The organism is Streptomyces phaeochromogenes (assembly GCF_001418655.1).
GTDB lineage: Bacteria > Actinomycetota > Actinomycetes > Streptomycetales > Streptomycetaceae > Streptomyces > Streptomyces phaeochromogenes.
The window spans coordinates 1-17427 of record NZ_LIQZ01000291.1 but is presented as its reverse complement, the minus strand read 5'-3'; the positions used below and the strand labels follow the sequence as shown (position 1 = coordinate 17427).

At 72.2% G+C, this 17427-nt stretch carries 15 protein-coding genes; 5 read left to right on the top strand and 10 right to left on the bottom strand.

What is annotated here, in order from left to right:
- Positions 1 to 24: 24 nt before the first annotated feature.
- Positions 25 to 822 carry a lipoyl(octanoyl) transferase LipB gene (lipB, locus tag AOK17_RS33240; protein WP_055616297.1) on the bottom strand — a complete coding sequence of 266 codons (798 nt, stop codon included), beginning with the start codon at positions 820 to 822 and terminating at the stop codon, positions 25 to 27.
- Between the two features lie 259 nt (positions 823 to 1081).
- Between lipB and AOK17_RS33235 the strand changes: the two genes are divergently transcribed.
- A complete protein-coding gene (locus tag AOK17_RS33235; RefSeq protein WP_055616296.1) occupies positions 1082 to 2521 on the top strand; it encodes an NsdA family TPR-like regulatory protein in 1440 nt (479 codons plus the stop codon).
- 247 nt (positions 2522 to 2768) lie between these two features.
- Here AOK17_RS33235 and AOK17_RS33230 read toward each other — a convergent pair whose 3' ends face one another.
- A complete protein-coding gene (locus AOK17_RS33230) occupies positions 2769 to 4139 on the bottom strand; it encodes an NAD(P)/FAD-dependent oxidoreductase (protein WP_055616295.1) in 1371 nt (456 codons plus the stop codon).
- A 284-nt stretch (positions 4140 to 4423) separates the two neighbouring features.
- Positions 4424 to 5320, bottom strand: coding sequence for a TIGR01777 family oxidoreductase (locus tag AOK17_RS33225; protein WP_055616294.1), 897 nt, complete (start codon positions 5318 to 5320; stop codon positions 4424 to 4426).
- Between the two features lie 106 nt (positions 5321 to 5426).
- On the opposite strand from AOK17_RS33225, the gene AOK17_RS33220 reads away from it, so the two are divergent.
- Positions 5427 to 5915 carry a GNAT family N-acetyltransferase gene (locus AOK17_RS33220; RefSeq protein ID WP_055616293.1) on the top strand — a complete coding sequence of 163 codons (489 nt, stop codon included), beginning with the start codon at positions 5427 to 5429 and terminating at the stop codon, positions 5913 to 5915.
- Positions 5916 to 5994: 79 nt separating this feature from the next.
- Here the strand turns inward: AOK17_RS33220 and AOK17_RS33215 are convergent, their stop codons facing one another.
- Both AOK17_RS33215 and AOK17_RS33210 read right to left on the bottom strand, forming a co-directional pair.
- The gene (locus tag AOK17_RS33215) at positions 5995 to 6654 is read right to left on the bottom strand and encodes a TetR/AcrR family transcriptional regulator (RefSeq protein ID WP_055616292.1); all 660 of its coding nucleotides are present in this window, start codon (positions 6652 to 6654) and stop codon (positions 5995 to 5997) included.
- Positions 6655 to 6846: 192 nt separating this feature from the next.
- On the bottom strand, positions 6847 to 8031 hold the full coding sequence (locus tag AOK17_RS33210; RefSeq protein ID WP_055616291.1) for a MarP family serine protease: 1185 nt from the start codon (positions 8029 to 8031) through the stop codon (positions 6847 to 6849).
- A gap of 321 nt (positions 8032 to 8352) precedes the next feature.
- On the opposite strand from AOK17_RS33210, the gene AOK17_RS33205 reads away from it, so the two are divergent.
- Both AOK17_RS33205 and AOK17_RS33200 read left to right on the top strand, forming a co-directional pair.
- Positions 8353 to 9114, top strand: coding sequence for a peptidoglycan recognition protein family protein (locus AOK17_RS33205; RefSeq protein ID WP_359859103.1), 762 nt, complete (start codon positions 8353 to 8355; stop codon positions 9112 to 9114).
- Between the two features lie 139 nt (positions 9115 to 9253).
- Positions 9254 to 9517, top strand: coding sequence for a hypothetical protein (locus AOK17_RS33200; RefSeq protein WP_055616290.1), 264 nt, complete (start codon positions 9254 to 9256; stop codon positions 9515 to 9517).
- Between the two features lie 45 nt (positions 9518 to 9562).
- Here AOK17_RS33200 and AOK17_RS33195 read toward each other — a convergent pair whose 3' ends face one another.
- Entirely contained in the window at positions 9563 to 10081 is a 519-nt protein-coding gene (locus AOK17_RS33195) for a DUF4240 domain-containing protein (protein ID WP_055616289.1), read from the bottom strand.
- Positions 10082 to 10203: 122 nt separating this feature from the next.
- Between AOK17_RS33195 and AOK17_RS33190 the strand changes: the two genes are divergently transcribed.
- On the top strand, positions 10204 to 11199 hold the full coding sequence (locus AOK17_RS33190) for an SDR family oxidoreductase (protein ID WP_055616288.1): 996 nt from the start codon (positions 10204 to 10206) through the stop codon (positions 11197 to 11199).
- 30 nt (positions 11200 to 11229) lie between these two features.
- Here the strand turns inward: AOK17_RS33190 and AOK17_RS33185 are convergent, their stop codons facing one another.
- From AOK17_RS33185 to sucB, 4 genes are all read right to left on the bottom strand, one after another.
- Positions 11230 to 12210: a helix-turn-helix transcriptional regulator gene (locus AOK17_RS33185; protein ID WP_055616287.1), complete on the bottom strand. Its 981-nt coding sequence runs from the start codon at positions 12208 to 12210 to the stop codon at positions 11230 to 11232.
- Positions 12211 to 12385: 175 nt separating this feature from the next.
- Positions 12386 to 15091, bottom strand: coding sequence for a pyruvate dehydrogenase (acetyl-transferring), homodimeric type (gene aceE, locus AOK17_RS33180; RefSeq protein WP_055616286.1), 2706 nt, complete (start codon positions 15089 to 15091; stop codon positions 12386 to 12388).
- Between the two features lie 289 nt (positions 15092 to 15380).
- Positions 15381 to 16019 (bottom strand): GntR family transcriptional regulator, encoded by a 639-nt coding sequence (locus tag AOK17_RS33175; RefSeq protein WP_055616285.1) that lies wholly within the window; start codon positions 16017 to 16019, stop codon positions 15381 to 15383.
- Between the two features lie 350 nt (positions 16020 to 16369).
- Positions 16370 to 17427, bottom strand: a 1058-nt coding sequence (gene sucB / locus AOK17_RS33170) for a 2-oxoglutarate dehydrogenase, E2 component, dihydrolipoamide succinyltransferase (protein WP_063997334.1), incomplete at its 5' end; no start/stop codon positions are given.

The following is a 17427-nucleotide window of genomic DNA, read 5'->3' as shown; positions in this document are numbered from 1 at the left end:
GGGCGGCGGGGGCGAAAAAAGCCCCTACACCACTACCCGCTCCACCTCCCGCGGCCTCAACTCCGCGTTCCCGAGGACATCCCGCAGATGCCGCTCGGCCACAGGCAGGACCTCCGCGATGGTGAGGTCGCGGCCCAACTCATGGGCGAGCGACGTGACACCCGCGTCACGGATCCCGCAAGGGATGATCTTGTCGAAGCTGGACGTGTCGGGATTCACGTTCAGCGCGAAGCCATGCATCGTGACGCCCTTGGCGACCCGGATCCCCATGGCACAGATCTTCCGGTCCTCACGCCGCTGCCCCGCGTTGGAGGGCGCGTACTCGGGCCCGTTGAGCCGAGGATCGAACTCCTCGTCGGCCAGCCGGGGATCGAAGTCGAGGGAGAGCCCGCCGAGGGAGGGCCGCTCGGCCACCGGGTCACCGAGGACCCAGACACCGGCCCGCCCCTCCACCCGGCTCGTCTCGACACCGAACTCCGCGCAGACCTGGATCATCGCGTCCTCAAGCCGTCGGAGGTGGGCGACGACGTCAACCGGACGAGGAAGTTTCTGGATCGGGTAGCCGACCAGCTGCCCCGGCCCGTGCCAGGTGATCTTGCCGCCACGGTCCACGTCGACGACGGGCGTGCCGTCGAGGGGCCGCTCACTGTCCGCCGTGCGCCGCCCGGCCGTGTAGACCGGCGGGTGCTCCAGGAGCAGACAGGTGTCGGGGATCTCGTCCTGGAAGCGGGCCGTGTGCACACGGCGCTGCTCGTCCCAGGCCTCCTGGTACTCGACGGCGTCCGCACCGAAACCCATGCGGACGAACCGCAACTCACTCACGGCAAGCGCCTCCCTGAAAGAGTCGTAAGGCTCATAACAGCCTCACGCCACTGTACGTCCGGTCGAACCTCGTCAGCCCTGGGGGCAATCCTCACACGATCGGATGAATGCGCGTCGAAGTGTGCGATCGGGTGCTTACGGACCGCTACATTCGCGCCGTTCACGAGGCTTTCAAGGGCTGCTCAAGGCATGGCGGCCGACCTCGCCCGGGCCTGTTCCCGCAGGCCCCCAGCCCGGAAGGCAGGAGTTCGCACCGCAGATGACGGAACGACCCGCGCAGCGCACCCCCAACCGTCAGCTCGCCGCACTAATCGCAGAAGCGGGGTTCTCCAACGCGGGGCTAGCCCGCCGAGTGGACCAGCTCGGCCTCGAACACGGGCTCGATCTCAGATACGACAAGACATCCGTGACCCGCTGGCTGCGCGGCCAGCAGCCAAGAGGCACCACACCCGCGCTGATCGCCGAGGTCTTCACCCGCCGCCTCGGCCGCCGTCTCACTGCCCAGGACCTCGGACTCGACGCGTGCGCCCCGGTGTACGCCGGGCTCGAATTCGCGGCGACCCCCGAGGAGGCCGTCGACATCGTCGGCGGTCTGTGGCGCAAGGACTCCGGCAGTCACGCGGAGCTCCGCAAGATCGCGTTCACCCCGGCGGGGCTCGTCGTGCCCAGCCGGGACTGGCTGATCGGCCGGGCCGACGACCGGGTGGGCCGCGGCGACCCCGGTGCCGTACGGATCCCCGTACAGGGCCGCCCGGCCGTGCCCAGGCAGCGCGCGCAGACCGAACGCGGCCCCGGGCAGCGGGTGACCGCGGGCGACATCGCGGCGCTGCGCTCGGTCGGTGAACTGTTCCGCACGCTCGACAACGCGTACGGCGGAGGGCACGCCCGGCAGGCCCTCGTGCGGTACCTGGAGCACGAGCTGGAGCCGATGCTGCGCGGCACCTACGGGGAGCAGACGGGGCGCCGCCTGTTCGCCGCCGCGTCCGATCTGACCCGGCTGGCGGGCTGGACCTCGTACGACATCGCCGCGCACGGACTGGCCCAGCGGTACTTCGTGCAGGCGCTGCGGCTGTCGCAGGCGGCGGGGGACCGGGCGTACGGCTCGTACGTGCTCGTGACGATGAGTCGACAAGCCGTCTATCTGGGGCACGGCCGGGAGGCGGTGCAGCTGGCCCGGGTCGCCCAGCAGGGCGTGGGCTCGTCGGCCCCGCCGGTCGTCCAGGCGCTGCTGTACGCGGTCGAGGCGCGGGGGCACGGGGTGCTCGGCGAGGTGCGGGCGGCCACGGCCTCGCTGGTACGGGCCGAGCGGGCCCTGGAGACCGCCCGGCCCGGCGACGAAGTGCCGTACTGGGCGCGGTTCTTCGACGAGGCGCAGCTCGCGGACGAGTTCGGGCACTGCCACCGCGACCTCCAGCAGTACCGGGCGGCGGCCCAGCATGCCGAGCGCTCCCTGCAGTTGCGGGCGCCCGGGTATGCGCGCAGCCGGCTCTTCTGCCGGGTCGTCCTGGCCTCGGCACGGCTCGGGCTCGGCGAGCTCGATCAGGCCTGCCAGTTGGGTGCGGAGGCCGCGACGCAGGCTTCGGAGATGCGGTCCGTGCGGGCGGTGGAGTATGTGCGGGACTTCGAACGGCGACTGGAGCCGTACAAGGACGCGGCGCCGGTCAGGGGGTACCGCGACAAGGTCGCGGCCCTCGGCTGACCGGCACCACCGGAAGGGTTGGTTTGAGGCTGCGGGCCGGTTGTGGCTGGCTGCACAGTTCCCCGCGCCCCTGACGGGGCACGGTGGAGCCGCATGTCGACACAGTCCCGAGTCCTTGACGGGGCGCCGCGGAGCCGCATGTCGATACGGCCCCCGCGCCTCTGACGGGGCGCGGGGGCCGGGGCGCTGTGGATGGGGAGGAGGTCCTGCCCCGCGGCGGGACCTCCACCCCCTGGCTCTCGTACGCCTACGCGGCGGTCGAGGCCGTTAATGGGGTTGCCGTGGGTGCCGAGTCGACGCCCAGGTCCGTCAGGAGGGCTGTCGCTGCTCGGTGGCCCGAGTGCAGGGCGCCCTGGACCGTGCTGGTGTCGCGGTGGTCGCCGCAGACGTACAGACCGGCGAGGAGGCGGACCGGGCGGCGGAGGTCGTGCGGGGGCGGCATCGCGGGGACCGCGTCGGGGGTGTGGTGGACCGCGAGCAGCTCCCAGCGGTGCGTGGCGGTGCCGTAGAGGGCGGCCAGGTGGGCGCGTACGGCCCGGTCCGTGTCCGCGGGGGGTGCGCCGAGGATCGTGGAGGAGATCAGGGCGCGGCCCACGGGGGCGCGGGTCGGGTCGACCTGGCTGATGACCGCGGTGTGGGCCACCGGGCCCCGGCGGTCCGCGTCCAGGAGCAGCGCGGGCTCCGCCAGGGGTACCTCGTCGGCCGTGTGGTGCACCACCGTGACCTGGTGGAACGGCGGCACCCGCAGACCTGGCAGCAGCTCGGCGGCGGCGTGGGCGTCGGTCGCCACCAGGATGGCCCGGCAGCGCAGTTCGCCGTGGTCCGCCGTCGTCACGGAGGTCGTGGACACGGACGTGACCCGCACCCCGGTGCGGACCGTCCCGGGCGGCAGGGCCGACGCCAGCAGCTCCGGCAGCGTGTCGGCGCCGCCCTCCGGGACGCACAGCCGGCCGGAGGCGAAGGCGCGCAGCGCGAGGTCCGCGCACCGGCTGGACGTCGTCAGATCCGGATCGCAGAGCAGCGCGGCCAGCAGCGGGCGCAGAAAACCCTCGACCGTACGGGCCGGCATGCCGCGGGCCGCGAGGGCGCGCCCCGCAGGTCGCTCGGGCCGGGCCAGCAGCCGTTCCACGGGGACGGTCGCGATCCGTCCGAGGGCCGCGGCGAGCCGGGCCTGGTCGAGGGCGCCGCCGAGCGGCGGAAACGCCCGGGACACGGGCGGCACGGCGACCGCCGGTATCTGCCTGATCCTGCGAGGGGGGCTCACCAGGGCGCGCGCCGCGTCGAGTGCGCCCCGTGCGCCCCCGGCACCTGCGGGCTCGCCGGCCCGGTGGACGCGGCCGTCGGCGTGGACGAGCACGCCGGGGGCGAACGGCCGCAGGGCGAGCCTGTCCAGGCCCGGGGTCAGCCGCAGCTCGGGATAGGACGTGGAGAGGAGCTGGCCGATGCGGTCGAGACGGAAACCGTCGACCTTCTCGGTCGTCATACGGCCCCCCACGTAAGGGGCGGCCTCCAGGACTACGGTCGTTACACCTGCGCTGTTCAGCCGATGGGCGGCCGCGAGTCCGGCGACTCCGGCTCCCACGATGACGACGTCCGCCTGATACGCGGGCTCAAGCACGTGCCCCTCCCCGAGGTCGCGTGACTGCTGGGGACGTGATGCCCCCAACGGGCTTCAGGAATACCCGAGTTCGGCACGAGAGTAGGGCTGCCGACGGTCGGTGGAAGTCGCGCATGAACAGGGCACGGTCGCACACGGGTCGCATGGGGTGCCCCTTCGGCGGGGTCACCCCTTCAGGGGCGCGGGGCCGTATCGATATGCGGCCTCGCCGCGTGGGCGCGCTCGGCCACAGCCGGCCCGCGCATACCCACCGCGGCCCGGCGGAGCTCAGCGGAGCGCCGGCGCTAGCGAACCGCCCTGATCGCCTCCTCGATCCCCGGAAACGCGAAAGTGAACCCCGACTCCAACAGCCGGGTAGGCACCACCCGTTGGCTCCCCAGCACCTCCTGCGCCATCTCCCCGAGCACGATCTTCAGCACGGGTGCGGGCACCGCGAAGACCGCGGGCCGGTGCAGCACCCGCCCCATCGCGGCCGTGATCTCCCGGTTGGTGAGCGGCTCCGGAGCCGTCAGGTTGAAGGGGCCGGACAGCGACTCGGAGTCGATCAGATACCGCAGCGCTGCCACGTGGTCGTGCAGCGCGATGTAGCTCCAGTACTGCCGTCCGTCGCCCATCCGCCCGCCGAGACCCGCCTTGAAGAGCGGGAAGAGCCGCCCCCAGGCGCCGCCCTTCGCGGCCACCACCAGGCCGGTGCGCGCGAAGACGGTCCGTACGCCCGCCTCCTCCGCCGGGGCCGCCGCCTCCTCCCACTCGACGCACAGCGAGGGCAGGAACCCGATCCCGGGAGGCGCGCTCTCGTCCACGGCCCGCTCGCCGGTGTCTCCGTAGACGCCCATGGCGCTGCCGTTGAGGAAGACCCGCGGCGGCCGGTCGAGGGAGGCGACGGCCTCCGCCAGTGCGGCCGTGCCGAGCAGCCGGCTGTCCCTGATCCTCCGCTTGTACTCGTCCGTCCAGCGGTGGTCGCCGATGCCGGCCCCCGCGAGATTCACCACCGCGTCGCAGCCGACGAGCCCCGCCGCGTCGACGTACTGCCGTTCGGGGTCCCACTCGACCTCGTCCTTCGCCCGGGGCGTACGGCGTACCAGCCGCACCACCTCGTGCCCGTCGGCGGTCAGCGAGCGCACCAGGGCGCTGCCGATGAGGCCGGACGCGCCGGCCACGGCGATTCGGGAAGTCTCCATGGCCCCATCCTCCGCCAACCACCCCGGGAACAGCGCGCCCAGGGGTGCCCGGCATCCCGGACGACATCGCGGACGGCGTCGCGGGCGCCGGTCGTAAAATCACGTCATGCCCGAGCCGTCCATACGCACCGCCCGGCCCGACGACGAAGAGGCGCTGGGCCGTCTCGACCGCGCGGTCTGGTCCTATCAGCACGCCGTCAGACCCCAGGACCAGCCGCCGTACGAGCCGTTCTTCAACGAGCGCTTCGGCCCCCGCGACCACCTGGTGGCGGAGCTGGACGGGCGCGTCGTCGGCTATGTACGGCTCGGCTTCCCCACCCCGCTCGTCTCGAACGCGCATGTACGGCAGATCCAGGGCCTCGCCGTCTCCGAGGAGGCGCGCGGCCACGGGGTGGGCCGGGCCCTGATCCGCGCGGTCGTCACCGAGGCCCGCCGCCAGGGCGCCCTGCGGATCACCCTGCGCGTCCTCGGCCACAACACCCCGGCCCGCAAGCTGTACGAGTCGGAGGGCTTCGTGGTCGAGGGGATCCAGCCCGGCGAGTTCTACCTCGACGGGGAGTACGTGGACGACGTACTCATGGGGCGCAGCCTCTGAGCCCGAACGGGCCGCGAGTGGACGGGCCCGGACGGTCCGCGGTCTCCGGAGCGGTCCTGAGCCCCGGCCGGTCCGCGGGTCAGCCCTTCTGCGGTTGCGCCAACAGCCGCATCCCGCCCGTCAGTTCCCGCAGGCAGCGCACCGCGAGTTCCGCGGGTGAGCCCGGGCCCTCGACGTCCGCGTCCGACTCGGCCCAGGTCTCCAGGGCGACCCGGATCGCGTCCGTGGCGGCCGCGGCCGCGAGGCGGATCTCCAGCGGGTCGGCGTCGTCGCCCGCCAGCCGGGCCAACAGGGGGATGAGCTTGTCCTCGGACTCCTGGTTCACGCGGTACCAGACCGCGCGCAGCGCCGGGTCCTCGGCGGACGCCCGCAGCAGGCCCCGCGTCCAGCGCAGTCCTTCCGCCTTGGCCTCGTGGGGGACGGTCAGCGACGCGGTGACGGCCGTTTCCAGCGCCCGGGGGAGCGCGGTGCCCGGCTCGGCCGCAGCGAGCCGCTCGCGCCAGTGGTCGCCGCCGATCGCGAGGAGCGGGCCGACGGCGTCCTGCTTGTTGCGGAAGTAGCGGTAGAAGGTCCGCAGCGCGACACCGGCGCGTACGGCGATCTCCTCGGCCGTGGTGCCGTCGGGGCCGCGCTCGGTGAAGAGCTCGGCGGCGGCGCGGGCGATGTCGAACTGGGTTGCCGCCTTGCGGCGCTCGGTCAGCGACGGGGTCCTGGTCGCTGCGGACGACTTGGTGCTCACGCGGGGAAGCGTACGCCCGGAGGAAGGTGAGGGCATGCCTTGCCTGGGTGGCAAAACGTGCCAACTGGCTGGTCGTCCACCTGCGTCCCGGTCACGCCGGGCCGCGCCGGGCTGCTTGGGGTCGCTTGGGGGCGCGCCGCGCCGGGTCGCCCGGGGGCGCGCCGAGTCGGGCCGCCCCGGGCCCCTCGGGGCTCAGGAGGTGACGAGGTCGCCCGTGTCCACCGCCGCCTTCGCCTTCGCCGCGCGCTGGGCGTCGGCCGCGACCTCGTCGGCGGTCAGTACGTAACCCGTCTCGTCGTCGCTCGTGGAGCGGGCGAAGACGACGCCGTAGACCTTGCCGGTGGTGGTCAGCAGGGGGCCGCCGGAGTTGCCGGGGCGGACCGTGGAGCGGATCGAGTAGATCTCGCGGGTGACGGGGTCGGAGCCGTAGATGTTCTGGCCCCTGGCGTTGATCTTGTTGGCGACGGTGGCCGCCTGGAGGTCGAGGCCGCCGTCCTGCGGGTAGCCCGCGACCACGGCCGCGTCGCCGCGGGTCGCGGTGTCGTCGAAGGGCAGCACGGGCGCCTTCAGGCCCGGGACGTCGAGCACGGCCACGTCCTTCTCGGGGTCGAAGAGGACGACCCTGGCCTCGTACGCCTTGCCCGTGCCGCCCACGCGGACGGTCGGCTCGTCGATGCCCGCCACCACGTGCGCGTTGGTCATCACGTGCTCCGGCGCGTACACGAAACCGCTGCCCTCGCGGCCCTGGGTGCCCACCGCGCCCTCGACCTTCACGGTGGAGCGCTGCGCGGCCCGGGTGGCGGCAGCGGTGACGCTGTCCCCGGAGGGCTTGGCGACGCTGGCCGCCGGCTCGTTCTCGAAGGGGTTGAAGACCTGCGGGAAGCCCGCCTCCGTGAGCGCCGAGGTGGCCCGGGAGAACCACGCCGGGGTGGCATCCGGCATCGAGTCCTGCACGGCGCCGAGCAGCGCCGAGTTACGGATCGACGAGGTGACCACGGGCGAGGCGGACGCGCCGAGGACGCTCGCGGCGACCCACGCCACCAGCATCACCGCGACCGCGTTGGCCGCCGCGCCGCCCACGCCGTCGACCGTGCGCAGGGGACCCCGGTCCAGTTCGCGCCGGAGCTTCACCCCCAGCCGGCCCGCCAGCTCGTGGCCCACGGCGGCCGGAAGCAGCACCGTGAGCACCGCCGTGACCGTCGCCGCCGTGGTCCCCGGCTCCACCAGGTCCATCATCCAGGGCAGCACCCATACGCCGATCACGGCACCGCCCACGAAGCCGGCCAGGGACACACAGCCCGCGACGAGCCCGCGCCGGTAGCCGGACGCCGCATAACCGAGGATCACCAGCAACAGCAGGATGTCGAGCAGGTCCACGGAGCTCCCTTTCTCTTGGGTCTCCTAGTACGTGCCGGGAGGGCCCAGTGATCAGGCACGCGCGCGTGGAAACCGGCCATCCGGCACACGTGCGTGGACCTGTAGAAACGTCTCGGACCGGGACGTTGGTTCCACCGGGTGGCACAGCACACATCGCGGACGGTCCGACTGTCCCGGAGAGTGGATCCCATGTGCGCCCATCGACCCCCTCCGCCACACCGCGCCCATGGCGCGCTGCGGGAGGTTCGCGCCCGGTGGCGCAGGGTGCTCCGGCGGACCGGGCCCGATGCCGACGGCGACACCGGGCCGCGTCCGTCGGTCCTGGCCCGCATACCCCGCCCCGCGCGCGTCGCCCTCGCCTGTGTCCCCGGCCTGGTCGCCGTCACCGGTCTCGTGCTGTGTGCCGTGGGGGTCGACCGGACGCCGGGCGAGGCGAAGCGTCCCGTCGCGGCGCGGGCCGCCGTGGGACACCAGGCCGCCCGGCCCCCCATCGTGCCGAGGGAACGCTGGCTGGCCGACGCCGCCTACACCAGGCCGCCGACCCGCTACGCCGGCCGCGTGACCGCCGTGTTCGTGCACCACACCGACTCGCCGAACGGCTACGACTGCGCCGACGCACCCAAGATCATCCGATACCTCTACGCGGGACAGGCCGGGGTCCGGCACTGGGACGACATCGGCTACAACTTCCTCGTCGACCGCTGCGGCACCATCTACGAGGGCCGGGCGGGCGGCATCGACCGCGCCGTCGTCGGCGCGCACACGCAGGGCTTCAACGTGGGCACGGCGGGCATCGCCGCGATAGGGACCTTCACCGCGGGCGTACCGGTCCCCAAGGCCATGACCGACGCCATAGCGGCCGTCGCCGCCTGGAAGCTCGGCCTCGTGGGCATCGACCCCCGGGCTCCGGTGCGGCTCGTCTCCACCAACAGCCTGAGCAAGTACCCGGCCGGCACCCGCGGGACCTTCACCGCCGTCTCCGGCCACACCGACGGCTACTGGACCGCCTGCCCGGGCGCCGCCCTGATGGCCAGGCTGCCCGAGATCAGGGAACACGCGGCCCACCTCCAGGGCAGGCGCTAGGGGCCCGGGCCCTGTCGTCCGGCCCCCGCCCGCCCCGCGGCTCCCCGTAGCGCCTCACAGGTATGCCACAGCCGGTTCACGGATCACCCCGAGCCACGCCTTCTAGCGTCTGGGTACGCACTGACCGGAGGTGGGGATCATGAGCAGTCGCAAGGGGCAGCAGACCCGGGGGAGTTCGCTGTGGGGACGGGCCGTACGCAGCCCGTGGACCGTGGCCTGTGTGGTGGCAGCCGTCGTGGTGGGGCCGTCCGCCGCCACCGCGTCCGCACTGGACCGGGCGAACGCGGCACCGCCGCACAGCGCACGGAAGGACGGCACGCCCACGGCAGCCGCCTGGCCCACCACCGCGACGGCCCCCGCGCACCAGATCCGTACGGCAGGCCCGCGCGGCTCCTCCTGGTGAGACGGGCTCTCCTGGTGAAGAGGGTTCTCCCGGTGGGACGGCCCGTCAGTCCGCGAACCGGTCCCACAGCTGGGGGAAACGCTCCGCCAGCTGGGCCTGGTTCTCCAGGTCCAGCGCGGTGCCCAGCGGCTCGGGCGGCGCGGCCGGAATACCGAGGTCCGGGGCGACCGTGCCGGTGAGCTGCTCGTACGCCTCGTCCGCCGCGTAGCCCAGCTCCTCACCGTCCCCGTCTACCTCGTCGTCGAAGTCCGTGAGGAGCTCGGCGAGCTTGTCGGGATCGTGCACGCCGGCCTCGTACACCTCCCGGCCCTGGCCGATCAGCCAGCAGCGGAAGAAGTCGAAGGCGTCGTCGCTCGCCCCGTCGAGCAGGATCCAGGCCGCGCCCCACAGATCCCACATGTACGCACGGTTGTAGCGGGCCTCGAAATGACGGGCGAAGTCCAGGACCATCTCGGGGTCCAACTGGACGAGCCGCTCCACGAGCAGGTCGGCCTGCTCCTCGGGGTCGCCCTCGGCGGCCTCGCGGGTCGCGTCCACCAGCTCCCAGAACTCCGTCTCGTCCATCACGGGACAAGCATCGGGCCTCCACCCGGCCCGCGCACCCGGGGACAGGCAGATCGTTATGCGCGCACATGCCCACGGAAAGTCCGACAGCAGATGTCTGCATTCGGCGCGATGCTCGGACCATGGAGACGACAGCACAGACCACAGCACCGACCACAGCGCAGCAGTCCGCCCCGCAACTCACCCCGAGGCTCAAGGGAAAGGTCGCCCTGGTCGGGGGTGCCACACGCGGCGCAGGACGGGCCATGGCGGTGGAACTGGGCCGCGCCGGAGCCACCGTGTACGTGACGGGACGCACGACCCGCGAGCACGTCAGCGAGGTCGGCCGGGCCACCGAGACCATCGAGGGGACGGCCGAACTGGTCGACGAGGCCGCGGGCGCCACCGGCCGGGGCATCGCCGTACCGACGGACCACCTGGAGCCCGACCAGGTACGCGCCCTCGTCGACCGCATCGACCGCGAACAGGGCCGCCTCGACATCCTCGTCAACGACATGTGGGGCGGCGACGTCTTGCTCGACTGGTCGGCGGAGAAGCAGCCCGACATGTGGGACATGGACCTCGACAAGGGGCTGCGGATCATGCGCCTCGGCATCGAGTCGCACATCATCACCAGCCACGCAGCCCTGCCGCTCCTCGTCCGCAACCCCGGCGGGCTGCTCGTCGAGGTCACCGACGGCACGGAGGAGTACAACCGCCGCTACCGCAAACCGTTCTTCTACGACCTCGCCAAGACGACCCCCATCCGCATGGCCCACGACCTGGGGGAGGAGCTCAAGGAGCACGGCTGCACCGCTGTCTGCCTCACCCCGGGCTGGCTGCGCTCCGAGATGATGCTCGACACCGCCTTCAAGGTCACCGAGGAGAACTGGCGGGACGCCTGCGCGCACGTCCCGCACTTCGCGATCTCCGAGACGCCCACCTACGTCGGACGGGCCCTGGTCGCGCTCGCCGCCGACCCCGACGCGGCCCGCTGGAACGGACAGTCCCTCTCCAGCGGCGGCCTCGCCCAGGAGTACGGCTTCACGGACGTCGACGGCTCGGCGCCCGACGCGTGGCGCTACTTGATCGAGGTGGAGTCGCAGGGCAAGCCGGCGGACGTGACGGGCTACCGGTAGCCCGCGGCGCCGAGCCCTCAGCGGCGCGAGTCACTCCTGTGCTTCGTAGTACGCCGCCGTCCTGGCCGCCGCCTCGGCGAAGCGCCCGCGGAGTTCGGACGGCTCCAGGATCTCCGCCTCGGGGCCGAGGGAGAGGAACTGCGTGTACGCGACGTCGTACGACTCGACCGGCAGCGTGAGTGTCACCCGGCCCGCGTCGTCGGGCGGGCCGGCCGCGGCCAGGGCCTCCTGGGCGGAGAGCGGATCGACGGTGTGCCTCAGCCGTCGCGCGCCCGCCTCGGTGAGCCGCACGACGACCGTCGCCCGCAGGAGCGAACGCGCGAACTGGGCCGCCCGCTCCGCCCAGAAGCCCGGCAGGTCGAACCCCTCGTCGCGGCTGAAGCGCTCGTCGCCGGACTCGACCGACGTGAACCGGTCGATGCGGTAGACGCGGAAGGACCCGGGATCGGGGACGCGGGCGCACACGTACCAGACGCCCGCCTTGAGGATGAGCCCGTACGGCTCCAACTCGCGCTCCACGTCGGTCTCCTGGCGCCGGTAGCGCGCGGTGATCCGACGGTCGTCCCACACCGCCTCCGCGACCTCGGGCAGCAGCTCGGGCGTCTTGGGCTCGGCGAACCAGGCGGGGGCGTCCAGGTGGAAACGCTGGGACGCGGTGCGGGAGGCGTCCTTGAGGGAGGGGAGGAGGGCCGCGGACACCTTGAGCCGGGCGGCGGAGGCGGCGTCCTCCAGGCCCATCTCCCGGAGCGCGCCGGGCACGCCCGAGAGGAACAGGGCCTCGGCCTCGCTCCTGGCGAGCCCGGTCAGCCGGGTCCGGTACCCGCCGATCAGCCGGTACCCGCCGGCCCGGCCGCGGTCCGCGTACACCGGGACGCCGGCCTCCGAAAGGGCCTGCGCGTCCCGGGTGATCGTCCGCTCCGACACCTCCAGCTCCCGAGCGAGCTCGGCGGCCGTCATGGAGGGCCTGGCCTGAAGAAGCAGCACCATCTTGATGAGGCGGGCAGCACGCATGTCTTCATGATGCCGGGTGGTCTGCTGCGGGTCGGTGGGGGCTGGTGGCGCCCACGCGGCGGAGCCGCACATGTCACAGCCCCGCGCCCCTGAAAAGCGGGGCTGCGCCCCTGGCTTTTCATCTTTTAGGGGCGCGGGGAACTGCGCGACCAGCCACAGCCCACCTGCAGCCGAACTACAACCCGTACCGCTCCCGAGCTTCCTTGACCGCCGAGGCCGGCACCTCACCGCGCCGAGCAAGCTGCGCCAGCGCCGCCACGACGATCGACTGCGCGTCGACACCGAAGTGCCGGCGAGCGGCCTCACGGGTGTCGGACAGGCCGAACCCGTCCGCACCGAGCGAGGAGTAGTCCTGCTCGACCCACTGCGCGATCTGGTCGGGCACCTGCCGCATGTAGTCGGAGACCGCGAGGACGGGCCCCTCGGCACCCTGCAGCGCCTGACGGACGTACGGCACCCGGTCCTCGCCGCGCAGCAGCGCCGCGTCGGCCTCCAGGGCGTCGCGCCGCAGCTCGGTCCAGGACGTGGCGGACCAGACGTCCGCGGCCACGCCCCACTCCTCGGCGAGCAGCCTCTGCGCCTCCAGGACCCAGTGGATTGCCGTGCCGGAGCCCAGCAGCTGGATGCGCGAGGCGTTGGCGGCGTTGACCTGGACGCCTGCGGACTCCGCCGTGTTGAAGCGGTAGAGGCCCTTGACGATGCCCTCGTCGATACCGAGCCCCGACGGCTTCGCGGGCTGCGGGATCGGCTCGTTGTAGACGGTCAGGTAGTAGAAGACGTTCTGGTCCTCGCCGGGCGCGGCCTCGCCGTACATCCGGCGCAGACCGTCCTTGACGATCGTCGCGACCTCGTAGGCGAACGCCGGGTCGTACGACAGGGCGGCCGGGTTGGTCGCCGCGATGACCGGCGAGTGCCCGTCCGCGTGCTGCAGGCCCTCGCCCGTCAGCGTCGTACGGCCGGCCGTGGCGCCGACGAGGAAGCCGCGGCCGAGCTGGTCGCCGAGCTGCCACATCTGGTCGGCCGTGCGCTGCCAGCCGAACATCGAGTAGAAGATGTAGAACGGGATCATCGTCTCGCCGTGCGTGGAGTACGCGGTGGACGCGGCGATGAAGTCGGCCATCGAACCGGCCTCGGTGATCCCCTCGTTGAGGATCTGGCCGTCCTTGGCCTCCTTGTAGTACATCAGCTGGTCACGGTCGACCGGCTCGTACGTCTGCCCCTTCGGCGAGTAGATGCCGAGGGACGGGAAGAGGCTCTCCATGCCGAAGGTGCGCGCCTCGTCGGGGACGATCGGCACCCAGCGCTTGCCGGACGTCTTGTCGCGGACCAGGTCCTTGACCAGTCGTACGAAGGCCATGGTCGTCGCCACGTTCTGCGAGCCGGAGCCCTTGTCGAAGGCCGCGAACGCCTTGTCGGCGGGGGCGGGCAGCGGGGCGACCGCGTGCGTACGGCGGGCCGGGGCCGGGCCGCCGAGGGCGGCGCGGCGCTCCTGGAGGTAGCGGACCTCGGGGGAGTCGGTGCCCGGGTGGCCGTAGGGGACCACACCGTCGACGAAGTCGCTGTCCTTGATGGGCAGTTCGAGCAGGTCACGCATCTGCTTGAACTCGTCCGTCGACAGCTTCTTCATCTGGTGGTTGGCGTTCTTCGACGCGAAGCCCTCGCCGAGCGTGAAGCCCTTGACCGTCTGCGCGAGGATCACGGTGGGCGCGCCCTTGTGCTCGACGGCCGCCTTGTACGCGGCGTACACCTTGCGCGCCTCGTGACCACCGCGCGAGAGGTGGAAACACTCCAGGATCTTGTCGTCGCTCAGCAGCTTCGCCAGCTCGACGAGCGCCGGGTCGGAGCCGAAGAAGTCCTGACGGATGTAGGCGGCGTCACGCGTCTGGTACGTCTGCACCTGCGCGTCCGGGACCTCACGGAGGCGGCGGACCAGGGCGCCGGTGGTGTCGAGCTGGAACAGCTCGTCCCAGGCGTTGCCCCACAGCGACTTGATGACGTTCCAGCCGGCGCCGCGGAACTGGGCCTCCAGCTCCTGCACGATCTTGAAGTTCGCGCGGACCGGGCCGTCGAGGCGCTGGAGGTTGCAGTTGATGACGAAGGTGAGGTTGTCCAGGCCCTCGCGGCTCGCGAGTGCGAGTGCCGCCGTCGACTCCGGCTCGTCCATCTCGCCGTCACCGAGGAACGCCCAGACGTGCGACTGGGACACGTCCTTGATGCCGCGGTTGGTCAGATAGCGGTTGAAGCGCGCCTGGTAGATCGCCGACAGCGGGCCGAGGCCCATCGACACCGTCGGGAACTCCCAGAGCCACGGCAGGCGCCGCGGGTGCGGGTACGACGGGAGGCCGTTGCCGCCCGCCTCCTGGCGGAAGTTGTCGAGGTGCGTCTCGTTCAGCCGGCCGTCGAGGAAGGCACGGGCGTAGATGCCGGGGGAGGCGTGGCCCTGGATGTAGAGCTGGTCGCCGGACCCGTCGGCCTCCTTGCCCTTGAAGAAGTGGTTGAAGCCCGTCTCGTAGAGCCAGGCCGCGGAGGCGAAGGTGGCGATGTGGCCGCCCACGCCGTGTTTCGCGCCCCGGGTCACCATCGCGGCCGCGTTCCAGCGGTTCCACGCGGTGATCCTGCGCTCCATCGCCTCGTCGCCGTCCACTGCGGGTTCGGCGGCGGTCGGGATGGTGTTGACGTAGTCGGTCTCAAGCAGCTTGGGCAGCGCGAGGCCGTTGCCCTCGGCACGCTCCAGCGTGCGCCGCATCAGGTACGCGGCACGGTGCGGCCCGGCCGCCTTGGTGACGGCGTCCAGGGAGGCCTGCCATTCGGCGGTCTCCTCCGGGTCACGGTCCGGGAGCTGGTCGAGCTCGCTCGGCTGGATTGCGGTGGGGTCGGTCATTGCGCCGCCTTCCGGATGCGGAGGGGGGTTCCCTCGTCGGCAAGGGGTTTTCGGGGGTGCCCTTGGTCTTTGGCAGGACAGGGCGGCAGGCTCTGGTGGGAGCCCGCCGACGACTGTAACTCGCTGATCGATGATCGATCAAAGGGTTGAAGGGCAAAACCTCTTGATCACGAGAAAGTAGGCACGGGGTGCCTTGGCATCAGGCACCGGGTGCCTTGTTTTCGCAGGTGAGGCGCTTCTGAGCGGGGTTGTGCTCCGGTGTTCCGGGCCCGCCGCGCGGCGGGCGTGGCTAGGAAGGCTCGCTGCCCGTCCTCGGCGCGCAGCCCAGTACATGCGACTTCACCAGCTCCGCGATCAGCGGGTCCCGGCGGCGGAACGCCTCCACCAGGGCCTCGTGCTCCTCCGCGTACGACTGCTGGACCGTGCCCAGCCAGCGGATCGACAGGGCCGTGAAGACCTCGATGCCGAGGCCTTCCCAGGTGTGCAGCAGCACGGAGTTGCCCGCGGCGCGCACCAGCTCGCGGTGGAAGGCCACCGTGTGGCGGACCTGGCCGGTGCCGTCGGCCTTGCGGTCGGCCTCGTACAGGGCGGTGACGTGCGGTTCGAGCGACGAGCAGTCGGCTGCCAGCCGATCGGCGGCCAGCTCGGCCGCGATGGCTTCCAGACCGGCCCGTACGGGGTAGCTCTCCTCCAGGTCCGCGGCGGTGAGATTGCGTACGCGTACGCCCTTGTTGGGGGCGGACTCGATCAGGCGCAGCGACTCCAGCTCGCGCAGGGCCTCCCGCACGGGGGTCTGGCTGACCTCCAGCTCGGTGGCGATCCGGCGCTCCACGATCCGCTCGCCCGGCTTCCAGCGACCGCTGACGATCCCCTCCACGATGTGCTCGCGGATCTGTTCGCGGAGCGAGTGGACGACGGGCGCGGTCATTGAAGCTCCTTCGGCGGGGGCCGCTCGGGCCCCGAGGCGTTGACTTCTAGACAATAAAGCCGTGAGTCCCTCCGGGAAGGGTGTGCGGGGGTGCTTTGGTGCAGGTGAGATGAGACTTACACGGGGTGCTCCGCTGGGGGAGGGGTGTGATGGCTGCGGGCACGTCGTGGCTGGGGTGCGCGGTTCCCCGCGCCCCTGAAGAGCATGGGGTACCGCTTGCCTTCATGGACGCGGCTCCGCCGCGTGGGCGCGACCAGCCCCCGCCGGGCCGCGGCCCGGCCCCGACGCAGAGGTGCCCCCGTCCGGAGAACCGGGCGGGGGCACCTCTGCGTGCGATGTGGCGGTGGAGCCTAGAGGCCGAGCTCGACCTCGAACTCGCCCGCTTCCAGGATCGCCTTGACCGCCGTCAGGTAGCGGGCGGCGTCGGCGCCGTCCACCAGGCGGTGGTCGTAGGAGAGCGTCAGGTAGGTCATGTCGCGGACGCCGATGACCGTACCCTCCTCCGTCTCGATGACGGCCGGACGCTTGACCGTCGCACCGATGCCCAGGATCGCGACCTGGTTCGGCGGCACGATGATCGTGTCGAAGAGCGCGCCGCGCGAGCCGGTGTTCGAGATCGTGAAGGTCGCGCCGGACAGCTCGTCCGGAGTGATCTTGTTGGCCCGGACCTTGCCCGCCAGGTCGGCGGTGGCCTTCGCGATGCCGGCGATGTTGAGGTCGCCCGCGTGCTTGATGACCGGGGTCATCAGGCCCTTCTCGGAGTCCACCGCGATACCGACGTTCTCGGTGTCGAAGTAGGTGATCGTGCCCTCTTCGACGTTGATCCGGGCGTTGACGGCCGGGTGGGCCTTCAGCGCCTGGGCCGCCGCCTTCACGTAGAACGGCATCGGGGAGAGCTTGACGCCCTCGCGCGAGGCGAAGGAGTCCTTGGCCTGCGCACGCAGCCGCATCAGCCGCGTGACGTCGACCTCGACGACCGAGGACAGCTGGGCCTGCTCGTGCAGGGCCTTGACCATGTTGTCGCCGATGACCTTGCGGATGCGGGGCATCTTTACGGTCTGGCCGCGGAGGGGAGAGGCCTCCAGGGTCGGCGCCTTCTTGGCGGCCGGGGCAGCGGCGGCGGCCGGAGCCGGAGCGGCTGCGGCGGCCTTCGCGGCCTCGGCGGCGGCGAGGACGTCCTGCTTGCGGATACGGCCGCCGACGCCGGTGCCCTTGACGGTGGCCAGGTCGACGCCGTTCTCGGCGGCGAGCTTGCGCACCAGCGGGGTCACGTACGCGCCGTCGTCACCGGAGGTCGCGGCCGGAGCCGGGGCCGGGGTGACAGGAGCGGACGCGGCCGGCGCGGGAGCGGCCGGGGCGGGCTTCGGAGCCGGAGCCGCGGGCTGGACCGGAGCCGGTGCGGCGGCGG